Genomic DNA, 14,350 nt, shown 5'->3' with positions numbered 1-14,350 from the left:
ATGACGCAACGAGCTTTATTACTGGTTGATCTGCAAAATGATTTTTGCGCAGGCGGCGCACTGGCGGTAGCAGAAGGCGACAGCACTGTTGATATCGCTAATACGCTTATTGAGTGGTGTAAAGCCCGCGGCGATGCCGTGGTGGCAAGCCAGGACTGGCATCCGGAAAATCACGGTAGCTTTGCCAGCCAGCATGACGTTGAACCTTATAGCCAGGGCGAACTCGACGGGCTGGCACAGACGTTCTGGCCGGATCACTGCGTTCAGCAGACCGAAGGCGCTGAGCTCCACCCTTTACTTAACCAAAAAACGATTGATGCGGTGTTCCACAAAGGCGAAAACCCGGCCATCGACAGTTATAGCGCGTTCTTTGATAACGGTCATCGTCAGAAAACGGCGCTGGATGCGTGGCTACGCCACCATGAAATCGTTGAGCTTATTGTGCTGGGTCTGGCGACAGATTATTGCGTGAAATTTACCGTGCTGGACGCACTCCAGCTGGGGTACACCGTCAATGTGATTACCGATGGCTGCCGCGGCGTCAATCTTCAGCCTCAGGATAGCGCGCAGGCGTTTATGGATATGGCCGCCGCCGGTGCTACCCTGTATACGCTGGAAGACTGGCAAGAGACACAGGCGTAGTCCTTTTGCCGGGCGGCGGCACTTTCACCGCCCGGCATGCACAAACCCATCAGGATTTGAACATGGCAATCGATTTTGGCGCGATGCCGAAATCTTCCTTCAGCTGTTGTTTACTCTTCATCACCATCTGCCCCTGGGTATCAATGGTCATGTGTTGCGCGTCGGTGTTATGACGCGCCTGCCAGAGCATAACCAGTTGCAGGCTGTTCTCTTTCTGGGCCGGGGTCAGCGCCACCCCATCAGGCCATTTTCCCAGCTCAACGGCGGTGACCAGGCGTTGATAAACGTCCTCTGTCATCCCACTAATCATCTCGTCAATATTCATGATTTACCCGGCTCCGGTGGAATAATTTGCTGAATCGATTTTTCAACCTTTAGTCTGGTCGCCATTCTGGTCATCGGTGAAGCTTAACGAGGCAGAATTGACGCAGAAACGCTCCCCTGTTGGCTGAGGGCCGTCCGGGAAAACATGACCGAGGTGGGCATCGCAATTTCCACAGCGGATTTCGATGCGCTGCATACCATGAGAGTTGTCGGTCAGATAGCGGATTGCCTCATCGCTAACGGGCTCATAGAAGCTTGGCCAACCGCAGCCAGAATCATATTTACTTTCAGAGTTAAACAGGGCGGCATCACACACCAGGCAGTGGTAAATCCCATCACGTTTGTTATGCAGTAAACGCCCGGTGAATGGCGGCTCGGTGCCGTGGTTCTGGGTCACGTAGAACTGCATTTCTGTTAGATTTTTCTTCAGTTCGTCCGGGTTGGATTGATTCGACATAAGCTCATATCTCACGATTGAAAACAGACAACGTTTAGGTCGATTCTAACAAAACATTAACACTGAAGTGTGAACTTTTGTTCTAAACTTAGTCGTTGCGAAAAGGCGGTCGGCCAAATGTGATCAAATCCACATTTTTCTTCGGCCAGCCCTTTAAAATTCACGGCGCAGTCCCCATATGGTTGCAAGCTCCGAGGGAATGTTAGGCGAGTCAATCGCCCAAAGGTCGCGCGAAGGATTGATTTGTCGCAATGATTGACACGATTCCGCTTGACGCTGCGTATGGTTTTTGTAATTTTACAGGCAACCTTTTATTCACTAACAAATAGCTGGTGGAATATATGACTATCAAAGTAGGTATCAACGGTTTTGGCCGTATCGGTCGCATTGTTTTCCGTGCTGCTCAGGAACGTTCTGACATCGAAATCGTTGGTATCAACGATCTGTTGGACGCTGAATACATGGCGTACATGCTGAAGTACGACTCAACCCACGGTCGCTTCAACGGTACTGTTGAAGTTAAAGACGGCCACCTGGTTGTTAACGGCAAAACCATCCGTGTTACTGCTGAAAAAGATCCAGCTAACCTGAAGTGGAACGAAATCGGTGTTGACGTGGTTGCTGAAGCGACTGGTATCTTCCTGACCGACGAAACTGCACGTAAGCACATCACCGCTGGCGCGAAAAAAGTTGTTCTGACGGGTCCTTCCAAAGACAACACCCCAATGTTCGTACGTGGTGCTAACTTCGAAACTTACGCTGGCCAGGATATCGTTTCCAACGCATCCTGCACCACCAACTGCCTGGCGCCGCTGGCGAAAGTTATCAACGACAACTTCGGTATCGTTGAAGGCCTGATGACCACCGTTCACGCGACCACCGCAACTCAGAAAACCGTTGACGGCCCGTCTCACAAAGACTGGCGTGGCGGCCGTGGCGCGGCTCAGAACATCATCCCATCCTCTACCGGTGCTGCTAAAGCGGTAGGTAAAGTACTGCCAGAACTGAATGGCAAACTGACTGGTATGGCGTTCCGCGTTCCGACTCCTAACGTATCCGTTGTTGACCTGACCGTTCGTCTGGAAAAAGCTGCTTCTTATGAAGAAATTAAGAAAGCAATCAAAGCTGCTTCCGAAGGCGCAATGAAAGGCGTTCTGGGTTACACCGAAGATGACGTTGTTTCTACCGATTTCAACGGCGAAGTATGCACTTCCGTGTTCGATGCTAAAGCAGGTATCGCACTGAACGACAACTTCGTTAAGCTGGTATCCTGGTACGACAACGAAACCGGTTACTCCAACAAAGTACTGGACCTGATCGCTCACATCTCCAAATAAGTTGAGATGAGACACTGATCCAAAAGGCGACTTCGGTCGCCTTTTTTATTGCTTCAAGACAGAGGATTGCTTAATGATTAATAAAATTTTTGCACTTCCGGTAGTCGAAGAACTTACCCCTGTGCTTTCCCGCCGTCAGATTGACGGAGCCGACATCATCGTCGTTGATCACCCGCGCGTAAAAGCCTCCGTAGCGCTGAATGGCGCTCACCTGCTCTCCTGGAAACCAGAAGGTCAAACCGAAGCGCTGTGGCTCAGCGACAACACCTCTTTCAAAAAAGGGGCGGCGATCCGCGGCGGTGTGCCGATTTGCTGGCCGTGGTTTGGCCCGGCGGCACAGTCAGGTTTGCCTGCTCACGGGTTTGCCCGTAATCAGCAGTGGACCTTGAAAGCGCACAATGACGATGAAAATGGTGTGGTACTGACGTTTGAACTGCAGGCAAATGAGGAGACCCGTGCGCTCTGGCCGCACGATTTCACCCTCTATGCACGCTTCAAGCTGGGTAAAACCTGTGAAATCGAACTGGAAGCTCACGGCGAATTTGAAACCACTAGCGCCCTGCACACCTATTTCAACGTGGGTGACATCAGCGCGGTCAAGGTGAGTGGACTGGGCGATACCTTTATCGACAAAGTGGATAACGCCAAAGAGGGCAAACTGAGCGACGGCGTTCAGACCTTCCCGGATCGTACCGACCGCGTTTATCTGCACCCGGAAGCGTGCAGCGTCATTCATGACGCCGCGCTGAACCGCAGCGTCGAAGTGGTGCACCATCACCATAGCAACGTTGTGGGCTGGAACCCGGGCCCGGCGCTCTCTGTGAGCATGGCCGACGTACCGGACGAGGGTTATAAGACCTTCGTCTGTGTAGAAACCGCCTGCGTAACATCACCACAGAAGACCAGCGAAGAGAAGCCTTCTCGCCTGGGACAAACTATTAGCATCATTCAGCGCTAATTAATGATGCCCGCCCCACTCCCCACGGGAGCGGGGCGTTTTATCATCACACCATATCCAGCGGCGTTTTATGGCCAGGCGCCGGAAATGCGTCCGCAAGCATAGCTATCTCTTCGTCAGAGAGCGTAATCTCTAACGCCTGCACGTTATCCCTGACATGCTCCGGCGAGCCCGCTTTTGGAATCGCTATCACCCCCTGATGACTAATGACCCATGCCAACAGGATCTGCGCCGGCGTGGCGCGATGACGTTGTGCTATCTCATTGACCACCGGATGCGTCATTAATCCAGAACGTAATCGCCCGGCCTGAGCCAGGGGGCAGTAAGCCATTACCGGCATCTGCTGTTGCTGACACCAGGGAAGAAGATCGTATTCGATGCCTCGCGAAGCCAGATGATAGAGGACCTGATTTGTCGCGCAGGCCTGCCCTCCGGGCACTTGCCAGAGCGCCTGCATATCTTCAACATCCAGATTAGATACACCCCAGCGGCGAATTTTGCCCTGACGCTGCAAGGTCTCCATCAACCCGACGGTCTCCTCCAGGCCGTACTCGCCTCGCCAGTGCAGAAGATAGAGATCGAGGTAGTCCGTACCCAGGCGGCGTAAGCTGGCTTCACAGGCCGCCATCCCTTTCTGGCCTGCCGCGTTCCACGGATAGACTTTGGAGACCAGATAGACTTTATCACGCACTCCTTTAATCGCTTCGCCAACCACCTCTTCTGCTTTGCCGTCTGCGTACATTTCTGCGGTATCGATCAGGGTGAGGCCCAGTTCGATGCCCGTGCGCAGCGCAGTGACCTCCTGAGAACGAAGGCTGTTTTTCTCACCCATATACCAGGTGCCCTGGCCAATGGCCGGCAGAGCCTCTTTTTCGCCAAACATAACGGTTTTTTTGCTCATCTGTTTCTCCTGTTTCACCGCACCAACATAATGCAAACGGGGCGCAAGCGCCCCGTTGTAATGCAGTGATTGCACTGTGAAGATGCACAATCAGAAACTGTAGGTCACCCCAACAGAGAACGCGCCTGCCCAGGATTTGTCGACCATCGGGCTGTCCTTGATCTCATCGCTCAGACGGGTGTAACGGCCGGTGCCGTAGATATTCCAGTCCTGAGTGAATTCGTAGCTGGCAGTGAGCGCCAGGTACGGGTTCCAGCCATCGTCAGCATTGTAGCGATTTAAACCACTACGATTTGCCTCACGGCGGGACACCCCATAGTAGTAGTCATTGTAGTTTTCACTGGTGTACTCCACGCCAATGCCCGGCGTCAGCGTCAGGCCACCATTGGTGTAGCGATACAACCAGGCCAGATCCCAAATGTAGCCGTTGCTGTTATCAAGCGTGTCAGCTGCCAGGGAGGTACGCAGGAAACCATACTGGGTGTTATGCACGTAGGAGAGACCCGCCATCATGGTGCTCTTACGTTTATCGAGCTGCTTCAGTCGCCAGTCGTCGCTGTCGCCCGGCTTGAAGTGCATCGGATCGTAGTAAGCCATGATCGAGAGCTTATCGCTTTCGTCATTCCACAGATAATAGCCACCGCCAAGACCGCGGAACCAGAAGTTGTCACCTTCATAGGTGATCACCGGTACCGGATAGACATCACGGTCATAGTCTTTGTACGGGCTATTGAGCACGCCGACGCCTGCGCCGACAGACCACTGATTCTCCGCGCTAGCGGTACCCACTGAAGCGGCAGCGAGAATTCCCAGTGCCAGAAGTTTGAGTTTGGTCACAATCCATTCTTTCCTGTAGTCAAATAATCCGCGAAAGGAGTTTAACCGCCCTTCGCGCGCTTTCCCAATTTTTTACATACGAATATTTCTGATAAACAGATTAATTTCTGCGATACACATGACGAAATATTGTCACTCCGATGACAGAACCGCGAAATAAGTGTGTTTGACTTAAAAATTATCGCTGATTTTTCGGATGAGTTATTGATATGTCATTGAAATTAGATTTGGGCGACATGCAAGTTTTGCAAATGCCATCTACGCTTAATTTTAAGAAGATGAATTCCTGACCACCCCGCAGTTTTAGCCCCCGACCTGGCACACGGGTTGCTGCTTTTGCAGTGAGGTGCAAAGGATCCCGCTTCCGGGAGCCTCCACTATTCATACGAACGGCTCTTATCCTGTGCTAAAAAACGAAAGGACGGCATGCCATGAATATATTCGATCACTATCGCCAGCGCTATGAAGCTGCCAAGGACGAAGAGTTCACACTGCAGGAGTTTCTTGCCATCTGTAAGCAAGATCGCAGTGCCTATGCTAACGCGGCAGAACGGCTATTGATGGCTATCGGTGAGCCACAGATGGTGGACACTGCCCAGGAACCACGGCTTTCCCGTCTTTTTTCCAATCGGGTCGTCGCCCGATATCCTGCGTTCGAAGAGTTTTATGGCATGGAGGATGCCATTGAGCAGATCGTCTCTTATCTGAAGCACGCGGCACAAGGGCTGGAAGAGAAGAAACAGATTCTGTATCTGCTGGGGCCGGTGGGTGGCGGTAAATCGTCACTGGCTGAACGTCTTAAATCATTAATGCAGCGGGTGCCAATCTATGTGCTGAGCGCTAACGGTGAGCGCAGCCCGGTGAATGATCACCCGCTCTGTCTATTTAATCCGCAGGAAGATGCGCAGATCCTGGATAAAGAGTACGGCATTCCCCGTCGTTATCTGGGCACCATCATGTCACCCTGGGCGGCAAAACGTCTGCACGAATTTGGCGGCGATATTACCAAATTCCGCGTGGTAAAAGTCTGGCCGTCCATTCTGGAACAGATTGCTATCGCCAAGACGGAACCGGGTGATGAGAACAACCAGGATATCTCTGCCCTGGTCGGTAAAGTCGATATCCGTAAACTGGAAAACCATGCCCAAAACGATCCAGATGCGTACGGCTACTCGGGTGCGCTCTGCCGGGCAAACCAGGGGGTGATGGAATTTGTCGAGATGTTTAAGGCCCCCATCAAAGTGCTGCACCCGCTGCTGACCGCGACGCAGGAAGGCAACTACAACGGGACTGAAGGCATCTCCGCCCTGCCGTTCAACGGCATTATCCTGGCGCACTCAAACGAATCGGAGTGGGTCACGTTCAGAAATAACAAAAACAATGAGGCCTTCCTTGACCGTGTTTACATCGTCAAGGTGCCTTATTGCCTGCGCATCTCAGAAGAGATCAAAATTTACGAAAAACTGCTGAATCACAGTGAGCTGGTGCATGCGCCCTGCGCCCCTGGCACCCTGGAAACGCTGTCACGCTTCTCAATCTTGTCGCGTTTGAAAGAGCCTGAAAACTCAAGCATCTACTCAAAAATGCGCGTATACGATGGTGAGAGCCTGAAAGACACTGACCCGAAAGCGAAATCCTACCAGGAGTATCGCGACTATGCGGGTGTTGATGAAGGGATGAACGGGTTGTCTACGCGCTTCGCGTTTAAGATCCTCTCTCGCGTATTCAACTTCGACCATGCGGAGGTGGCGGCAAACCCGGTACACCTGTTCTATGTTCTGGAACAGCAAATTGAGCGTGAGCAGTTCCCGCAGGAGCAGGCCGAACGTTACCTTGAGTTCCTGAAAGGTTATCTGATCCCGAAATATGCTGAATTCATTGGCAAGGAGATCCAGACCGCCTACCTGGAATCGTACTCCGAGTACGGCCAGAACATTTTTGACCGCTATGTTACCTATGCCGATTTCTGGATCCAGGATCAGGAGTACCGCGATCCGGACACCGGTCAGCTCTTCGATCGTGAATCGCTGAACGCCGAGCTGGAAAAAATCGAGAAGCCTGCCGGGATCAGTAACCCGAAAGACTTCCGTAATGAGATCGTTAACTTTGTGCTGCGTGCCCGGGCAAATAACAACGGTCGCAACCCCAACTGGACCAGTTATGAAAAACTGCGCACGGTCATTGAGAAGAAAATGTTCTCTAATACCGAGGAGTTGCTGCCGGTTATTTCATTTAACGCCAAAACTTCCACCGACGAGCAGAAAAAGCACGACGACTTTGTCGACCGTATGATGGAGAAAGGCTATACCCGCAAGCAGGTTCGCCTGCTGTGTGAATGGTATCTCCGCGTCCGTAAATCATCATAACAATGCTGCCCGGCGGTGAAAGCCTGCCGGGCAAACAGCAACTGCGCATACCCGTAAGGGTACAAAGTTGGCAAATGCAGTACGGGGGACATATGACCTGGTTTATTGACCGGCGTCTTAACGGCAAAAACAAGAGCACGGTGAATCGCCAACGCTTCTTGCGCCGTTATAAAGCGCAAATCAAACAGTCGATCTCCGAGGCCATTAATAAGCGTTCGGTGACCGATGTCGATAGCGGCGAGTCCGTCTCTATTCCGACGGACGATATTAGCGAGCCAATGTTTCACCAGGGACGCGGCGGTTTACGCCATCGCGTACATCCCGGTAACGATCACTTTATCCAGAATGACCGCATCGAGCGTCCGCAGGGCGGCGGTGGCGGTTCTGGCAGCGGCCAGGGCCAGGCGAGTCAGGATGGTGAAGGACAGGATGAATTCGTTTTTCAGATCTCCAAAGATGAGTATCTCGATCTGCTGTTTGAAGATTTGGCCCTGCCAAATCTGAAGAAAAATCAGCACCGTCAGTTAACCGAGTATAAAACCCATCGCGCGGGTTATACCGCGAATGGCGTGCCGGCAAACATCAGCGTAGTGCGATCGCTGCAGAACTCGCTGGCGCGGCGGACCGCCATGACAGCGGGCAAACGTCGGGCGCTACGTGAACTGGAAGCCAGCCTGCAAACGGTGGAAAACAGCGAGCCTGTGCAACTGCTGGAAGAGGAGCGTCTGCGCAAAGAGATTGCCGAGTTACGCGCGAAGATCGAACGTGTGCCCTTTATCGACACCTTCGACTTGCGTTACAGGAACTATGAAAAACGCCCTGAGCCCTCCAGCCAGGCGGTGATGTTCTGTCTGATGGACGTCTCCGGCTCGATGGATCAGACCACAAAGGATATGGCCAAACGCTTTTATATCCTGCTCTATCTGTTCCTGAGCAGAACCTATAAAAACGTGGAGGTGGTCTATATTCGTCACCACACTCAGGCGAAAGAGGTGGATGAACACGAATTCTTCTACTCGCAAGAGACAGGCGGCACCATTGTCTCCAGCGCCCTGAAGTTAATGGACGAGGTAGTGAAAGAGCGCTACGACCCGGCACAATGGAATATCTATGCGGCTCAGGCTTCCGATGGCGATAACTGGGCAGACGATTCACCGCTGTGTCATGAGATCCTGGCGAAAAAACTGCTGCCCGTGGTGCGCTATTATAGCTATATTGAGATCACTCGTCGGGCACACCAGACCCTGTGGCGTGAATATGAACATCTGCAGGCGACGTTTGAAAACTTCGCGATGCAGCATATCCGCGACCAGGATGATATATATCCCGTATTCCGTGAGCTCTTCCACAAGCAATCGGCCACCAGCAACAGCTAAACAAAACAGCCAGTTATAACTAACTGGCTGTTCTTTTTTAATCGCTATATCTCTGCGTTTCACGCTGGGTGTTAATCAACATCGTACAATTTCGGCCGCTGGCTTTGCCTTTATATAAAGCTAAATCCGCTCTCTCGACCGCTTCCCGAAGGGGTTCGCCATACTTTATTCTGGTTAATCCCGAGGTGAACGTCACATTGATATGATATTCCCCTGCGACAATCACCATTTCAGAAATCAGTCGACGGAGTCGTTCCGCCGCCGCGATAGCTTCGTTATCATCCCTGACGTGCAGCAGAATAATAAACTCTTCACCCCCGTAGCGAAATACCGACTCTGACGCGCGAACATGGTTATCAAGATGCGTTGCCAATGATTGCAATACAATATCGCCATTCAAATGGCCGTAATCATCATTCACTTTTTTGAAATGATCGACATCAAGCAGCAACAGATAAAGACCATCATCACTTAACTCTTTATTCATGCTCGCGAAAGATTCATCAAGCACGCGGCGTAAAGGTAACCCTGTGAGTACGTCATAACTTGTGCGCAGCTGCAAAAGATGCACTTTAAAAAGAGTGAGAGATTCCGTGAAGGCTAACAGCGCGTTTTCAAAGTCCTCATAGGCACTGGAAGCATCTTTGTTCTCGATGATTTCCGTAATCATGGTACGACAGGCGTAATGAATTACAATATGCTGTTTATTAATGTCCAGGAGAAAGTTTTTATCCTCTCGCTCCTCAAGCAATTTGTCATTCAGCCAGTGTCCAAATTCACAATGATGATGCGCGTCGGTGCAGGTGATTTCAGGTAAATCGCCCTCACGACTCGCTACATAACGCAGAACTTTTACCAGCCATTTAAAATGCGCATCAGTTGCGCTATTGAGTCCACGCACGGTCGCGTCGATATCTCTGAACTTCCTGTTCATATTAACCTTCACATAACAAAAGAATAACCTGTAAAGAGTATACCATATTAAATATCTATTTTTGTCAGTATATCTAAATTAACGGCATTAAAAACAGAAACTCCCTATTAAATAAGAAAATTTAGTTATTCGTTAAAGTGCATATATCAAGCAACGATATTATTATCAGTTAAAACAGGCCAACCTGTTTAATTCTATTTAATAGCCCTCACGTCCCATTAAATAATAACGACGGAGGGCAGAGGCTTAAAATTCAACGTTCATTTTGGCCCAGATGGTACGCCCTGGCTCATTGACAGGGGTATCAGAGGAGTAACCGAAGCTACTATTTCCCGCCAGGTTAAGGTGTTCGCTGTAACTTTTATCCAGCAGATTATCTACGCCACTGCTGAGTTTCAGGAATTTATTGACCTTGTAAGCAGCGTTGGCGGAAACAATGGCGAACCCGGCACTCTGATCAAAGTCTTTGCCAACCACGTTCCCCTCGCTCAACGCCACCCGGTGCTGTGGGCTGACCATACGCAACAGCCCTGTAGAGCTCCAGTCGCCTTTCTCCCACGTCAGGCCAAGGCGAGCTTCCAGCGGCGGCATTTGTGGCAGCGGCTGATGTTCGTCCGTATTTTCCCCCCAGGAGTAGTTCAGCGTGGCATCGGTTTTCCACCGTTCGCTCAGCTGATAAGAGGCACCCATCTCGCCACCCATAATGGTGGCATCAATGTTATCTGCCTGGCTGACGTGGCTATCATCGGGATCGTACAGGAAGAGGATGTAGTCGTTAATCCGTCCGATATAGGCGGAGATCCAGCCGGTCGTTTTTTTCCCTTTGTATTGTGCCCCAACATCAAGCTGGGTGGTTTTTTCCGGTTTCAGATTATCAAAGACATCCGTGGTGCCATCCGGTCCATAGGTGGGTGAAAAGAGTTCCCAGTAATCCGGGAAACGCTCGGTGTAGCCCAGTCCGGCGTAGACCATCGCGGGCTGCGATCCGAGATTATGCTCAACCCGTAAGAAGCCGGCCGGAAGTGTGTCTTGCCGACTGCTGCTGCCAACGCCGGTAAAGTTATCCACTTCCACCTTATCCAGACGCGCACCGCCAATCACTTTGCTGAGGTCGGTCGCACTCCACGTCAGTTCGCTAAAGGCACCATAGTCATGAAAGCGAGCATCTTCCTGCCAGCCTTCGTCCTCATCATCTTCGTTGCTGCGATGGGTATTCAGTTGCGTATCGAGACCGCTTTTCAGCTCATAATCAGACCACAGCCAGGTTCCCATCACCCTGCCCCCCACCGTCCGGCGATCGACCTGTTTTTCCATTGGCATCGACATATCCATCGATCCCATCGGCATGGTGCCTGAAGCGGGCGCTCCCGGCGAACGCATGGAGTAGTTATCCATAATGTGGTTGGCATAGTTGTAATACGCGCTCATATCCAGCGAATCGAAGACCTCGCCGATATTCTCTTTTTTGAAGCGCAGCCCCAGGCTTTCACGTTTGAATTGCGAGCCGTCCATGCCACGCCCGGCATAGCTGGCATCGCCATCGCCCTGCCCGGCTGTCAACTCCAGCAGCGTGTCCGCATCCGGCGTCCAGCCGATGGCCAAATCGGTGTTCCATTTATCCCACTTCGAGGCGACGCGATCGCCATTGCCATCTTTGTAATCCCCCGCTTTCGAATTATTCCCCGTCAGGCGCACGTAGCCCTTATCGTTGCCAAAGCTGACGTCGGCATTTTCATCAAAGCGATCGTTAGAGGCGACCAGCAAACTGGCGTCCCCCTTTATGTCCGCTTTGTCGAAACGCGGCGGTTCACGCTCGAATCGTACCGTTCCGGCAGAGTTACCCGGCCCCCAGAGTACGGTTTCGGGCCCTTTGATCACCGTCAGCAGATCATAACTTTCTGGCGAAATATAAGAGCTTGGCGCATCCATACGCGAAGGACAGGCACCTAACATCTCGCTGTCATTGGTCAACAGGCGCAGGCGTGAGCCAAACATGCCCCGGAATACCGGGTCGCCGTTGCTCCCTCCGTTACGGATCTGGCTAAACCCGGGAATGGTTTTGAGGTAATCAGAACCGTCGCTGGCCGGCACCGGCTGGCGTGGCGTTTTTGGCGAGGTCACCACTTCCAGCGGGGAGAGCACGGGCGCGGTTACGGTGATGACATCGCCGTCGTTTACCTGCGGGGCCGTAGTTCGTTCAGCCGCCTGAGAAGTAAATGACAATGCGCCCAGTAGCGCAAGCGCCAGCGGATGAAGGACAAAGCGTTCTTTATTCATTCCTGAACCCAAACTTAAAAGAGTGTTGCTGTCCTGCCGTGAAGACAAATCCCTTGTTCAGAGAGTGGGAGAGATGGGCAGGCACAGGGATCTGAATGAAAAAGTGTGCCGCGGGGAACGGGGCGCAACAATAAAAAACGAGGAGAATAACGGCGTGAAAAAAGGGTTGAAAAAGGGGATCTAACGACCCGGAGTCACGGATTTACGCGTGCTTTTCGAGCCAAAGTACCGAGGCGACCAGAATAAAAATAATGGTGAAAAAGGTGCCGGAAATATAGATTACATCTCCAAAAGCCGGATCGTTCATCATCATTCTCCCGTCGTGTTTTACTCGTTTTTACGCCGGAGAAATGACACTTCAATGACATTTTTAGTAAGAAATAAATATCTTCATACTGAAACGATTCAGACAGCTCTAGCCTCTTAAACCACTTAATTCAAATAAACGCTAACCCTTACAGGGTGATTTGTTACCGGTATCACGAAAATAAGTTTCCGTAACTACGATGCCAGATCTCGTAATTGTTAAACATTCGTTACTGATAAAACATAAGCTGCAGAACATCACAACAAATACACCGCCTACCGGCAGGGGAATAGAATGACCGAAAAAATTACCCGTAAAGAAAAAATCAGCTACGGGCTGGGCGATATGGCCAGCCATATAGGGCTGGATAACGTCATTATTTTTCTGACCTTCTATTATACCGACGTGGTCGGGCTGCCTGCTGCCTTTGTTGGCACCATGTTTTTACTGGCGCGTACCGCCGATGCCATCATTGACCCGGCCATGGGATATATTGCTGACCGCACCCGTACCCGCTGGGGTAAGTTCCGACCATGGATGTTGTGGCTGGCCCTGCCATTTGGTGCCAGCTGCCTGCTGACCTATGCGGTACCGGAATCGCTCGATCTTCATGGTAAAATGATTTTCGCCACCGTCAGCTATACCCTGATGATGCTGATGTACACCGCCATTAATATTCCATACTGCTCTATGGGGGCGGTCATTACGCCAGATAACGAAGCGCGTATTTCTCTGCAATCTTATCGCTTCTTCCTTGCCACCCTGGGCGGCGCATTATCCACTTTCTTTATGATGCCATTGGCCGAGTTTATTGGCGGAGATGACAAATTAGTCGGTTATCGCTGGGCCATGGGAATAATGGCAACGGTGGCGGTCATCATGTTCTGGATCTGCTTCGCCAATACCCGGGAAAGGATTAAAGCCCCTGCGACCCATAATAATTACCTCTCAGAATTACGCGATTTGTTACGCAACGATCAGTGGCGCGTTGTGGCTGTTCTGGTATTGACTAACATCGGCTTCGGCGTAATTCGCCTCGGCGCCATGATGTATTTCGTCACCTATTATCTCGGCAGCGCCAGCTATTTTATGTGGATGCTGGGGGCGCATATTCTGGGTAAAGCCGCCGGTAGCGCACTGGCAAAACGCCTGACGCGTGACTACAGCAAAGTGCAGATGTTCGGCTATTGCGCGGTGCTGGCCGGGGTACTGAGCATCGCCCTGTTCTTCGCGCCAAAATCCGTGCTGGTGCTGGTGCCAATGACATTCATCATCTCTACCCTCTACCAGGCCACCACCACGCTAATGTGGGTCATGATGGCCGACGTCGCCGACTACGGCGAATGGAAACAGGGCAAACGCATGGATGGGGTTATCTTCTCGACCTTCCTGGCGGTGCTCAAACTCGGTATGGCCATCAGCGGCGCCATTGTTGGCTGGACGCTGGGCTTTAGCGGCTATGTGGCGAATGCGCCGGAACAGACCTCTACCGCCATGTACTGCATCATCGCCCTCTTTACCGTGGTGCCGGGCATCCTTTCGCTGGCCGCCTTCGCGACTCTGCGCTGGTACAAACTCGACGACAGCACCATGAAATCCATCCAACTCGCCAAACAGACTTTTTCTTAAAAGGA

The 14,350-nt window shown here is 51.7% G+C and carries 13 protein-coding genes; 6 read left to right on the top strand and 7 right to left on the bottom strand.

What is annotated here, in order from left to right:
• Positions 1 to 642: a bifunctional nicotinamidase/pyrazinamidase gene (pncA, locus tag B3511_RS07875; protein ID WP_286778090.1), complete on the top strand. Its 642-nt coding sequence runs from the start codon at positions 1 to 3 to the stop codon at positions 640 to 642.
• Positions 643 to 691: 49 nt separating this feature from the next.
• Here pncA and B3511_RS07870 read toward each other — a convergent pair whose 3' ends face one another.
• Positions 692 to 967: a YeaC family protein gene (locus tag B3511_RS07870; protein ID WP_040076049.1), complete on the bottom strand. Its 276-nt coding sequence runs from the start codon at positions 965 to 967 to the stop codon at positions 692 to 694.
• A 42-nt stretch (positions 968 to 1,009) separates the two neighbouring features.
• Complete coding sequence (gene msrB / locus B3511_RS07865; protein ID WP_040076050.1) at positions 1,010 to 1,423, bottom strand: peptide-methionine (R)-S-oxide reductase MsrB; 414 nt, start codon at positions 1,421 to 1,423, stop codon at positions 1,010 to 1,012.
• A 341-nt stretch (positions 1,424 to 1,764) separates the two neighbouring features.
• On the opposite strand from msrB, the gene gapA reads away from it, so the two are divergent.
• Both gapA and B3511_RS07855 read left to right on the top strand, forming a co-directional pair.
• The gene (gapA, locus tag B3511_RS07860; RefSeq protein WP_006174810.1) at positions 1,765 to 2,760 is read left to right on the top strand and encodes a glyceraldehyde-3-phosphate dehydrogenase; all 996 of its coding nucleotides are present in this window, start codon (positions 1,765 to 1,767) and stop codon (positions 2,758 to 2,760) included.
• 73 nt (positions 2,761 to 2,833) lie between these two features.
• Complete coding sequence (locus B3511_RS07855) at positions 2,834 to 3,718, top strand: D-hexose-6-phosphate mutarotase (RefSeq protein WP_046885886.1); 885 nt, start codon at positions 2,834 to 2,836, stop codon at positions 3,716 to 3,718.
• Positions 3,719 to 3,764: 46 nt separating this feature from the next.
• Here the strand turns inward: B3511_RS07855 and B3511_RS07850 are convergent, their stop codons facing one another.
• Positions 3,765 to 4,619, bottom strand: a complete 855-nt coding sequence (locus tag B3511_RS07850) for an aldo/keto reductase (RefSeq protein ID WP_286778089.1) — start codon at positions 4,617 to 4,619, stop codon at positions 3,765 to 3,767.
• Positions 4,620 to 4,709: 90 nt separating this feature from the next.
• Positions 4,710 to 5,456, bottom strand: a complete 747-nt coding sequence (locus B3511_RS07845; RefSeq protein ID WP_046885884.1) for a MipA/OmpV family protein — start codon at positions 5,454 to 5,456, stop codon at positions 4,710 to 4,712.
• A 431-nt stretch (positions 5,457 to 5,887) separates the two neighbouring features.
• Here B3511_RS07845 and yeaG point away from each other — a divergent pair, with 431 nt between their 5' ends.
• Positions 5,888 to 7,822: a protein kinase YeaG gene (gene yeaG, locus B3511_RS07840; RefSeq protein ID WP_046885883.1), complete on the top strand. Its 1,935-nt coding sequence runs from the start codon at positions 5,888 to 5,890 to the stop codon at positions 7,820 to 7,822.
• A 92-nt stretch (positions 7,823 to 7,914) separates the two neighbouring features.
• The gene (locus B3511_RS07835; RefSeq protein WP_040076058.1) at positions 7,915 to 9,198 is read left to right on the top strand and encodes a YeaH/YhbH family protein; all 1,284 of its coding nucleotides are present in this window, start codon (positions 7,915 to 7,917) and stop codon (positions 9,196 to 9,198) included.
• A gap of 37 nt (positions 9,199 to 9,235) precedes the next feature.
• Here B3511_RS07835 and B3511_RS07830 read toward each other — a convergent pair whose 3' ends face one another.
• The 3 genes from B3511_RS07830 to yoaI all read right to left on the bottom strand — a co-directional run bounded on the left by B3511_RS07830 (position 9,236) and on the right by yoaI (position 12,716).
• A complete protein-coding gene (locus tag B3511_RS07830) occupies positions 9,236 to 10,132 on the bottom strand; it encodes a diguanylate cyclase (RefSeq protein ID WP_286778087.1) in 897 nt (298 codons plus the stop codon).
• Positions 10,133 to 10,378: 246 nt separating this feature from the next.
• The gene (locus B3511_RS07825) at positions 10,379 to 12,409 is read right to left on the bottom strand and encodes a TonB-dependent copper receptor (RefSeq protein WP_286778086.1); all 2,031 of its coding nucleotides are present in this window, start codon (positions 12,407 to 12,409) and stop codon (positions 10,379 to 10,381) included.
• Positions 12,410 to 12,611: 202 nt separating this feature from the next.
• Complete coding sequence (gene yoaI / locus B3511_RS07820; RefSeq protein WP_286783347.1) at positions 12,612 to 12,716, bottom strand: small membrane protein YoaI; 105 nt, start codon at positions 12,714 to 12,716, stop codon at positions 12,612 to 12,614.
• Positions 12,717 to 13,010: 294 nt separating this feature from the next.
• Between yoaI and B3511_RS07815 the strand changes: the two genes are divergently transcribed.
• The gene (locus B3511_RS07815; RefSeq protein WP_286778085.1) at positions 13,011 to 14,345 is read left to right on the top strand and encodes a glycoside-pentoside-hexuronide (GPH):cation symporter; all 1,335 of its coding nucleotides are present in this window, start codon (positions 13,011 to 13,013) and stop codon (positions 14,343 to 14,345) included.
• The last annotated feature ends 5 nt before the right edge of the window (positions 14,346 to 14,350 follow it).

Source organism: Leclercia sp. UBA1284 (assembly GCF_002308415.1).
In the GTDB taxonomy this organism is placed as follows: Bacteria; Pseudomonadota; Gammaproteobacteria; order Enterobacterales; family Enterobacteriaceae; genus Enterobacter; species Enterobacter pneumoniae.
The sequence above is the reverse complement of the archived record's forward strand: the minus strand, read 5'-3'. Positions and strand labels throughout refer to the sequence as shown.

What these genes read in the sequence shown, in the direction of transcription:
- pncA (WP_286778090.1), top strand. Translation starts at nt 1, where the DNA reads ATGACGCAACGAGCTTTATTACTGGTTGATCTGCAAAATGATTTTTGC.
- B3511_RS07870 (WP_040076049.1), bottom strand. Translation starts at nt 967, where the DNA reads ATGAATATTGACGAGATGATTAGTGGGATGACAGAGGACGTTTATCAA.
- msrB (WP_040076050.1), bottom strand. Translation starts at nt 1,423, where the DNA reads ATGTCGAATCAATCCAACCCGGACGAACTGAAGAAAAATCTAACAGAA.
- gapA (WP_006174810.1), top strand. Translation starts at nt 1,765, where the DNA reads ATGACTATCAAAGTAGGTATCAACGGTTTTGGCCGTATCGGTCGCATT.
- B3511_RS07855 (WP_046885886.1), top strand. Translation starts at nt 2,834, where the DNA reads ATGATTAATAAAATTTTTGCACTTCCGGTAGTCGAAGAACTTACCCCT.
- B3511_RS07850 (WP_286778089.1), bottom strand. Translation starts at nt 4,619, where the DNA reads ATGAGCAAAAAAACCGTTATGTTTGGCGAAAAAGAGGCTCTGCCGGCC.
- yeaG (WP_046885883.1), top strand. Translation starts at nt 5,888, where the DNA reads ATGAATATATTCGATCACTATCGCCAGCGCTATGAAGCTGCCAAGGAC.
- B3511_RS07835 (WP_040076058.1), top strand. Translation starts at nt 7,915, where the DNA reads ATGACCTGGTTTATTGACCGGCGTCTTAACGGCAAAAACAAGAGCACG.
- B3511_RS07830 (WP_286778087.1), bottom strand. Translation starts at nt 10,132, where the DNA reads ATGAACAGGAAGTTCAGAGATATCGACGCGACCGTGCGTGGACTCAAT.
- B3511_RS07825 (WP_286778086.1), bottom strand. Translation starts at nt 12,409, where the DNA reads ATGAATAAAGAACGCTTTGTCCTTCATCCGCTGGCGCTTGCGCTACTG.
- yoaI (WP_286783347.1), bottom strand. Translation starts at nt 12,716, where the DNA reads ATGAACGATCCGGCTTTTGGAGATGTAATCTATATTTCCGGCACCTTT.
- B3511_RS07815 (WP_286778085.1), top strand. Translation starts at nt 13,011, where the DNA reads ATGACCGAAAAAATTACCCGTAAAGAAAAAATCAGCTACGGGCTGGGC.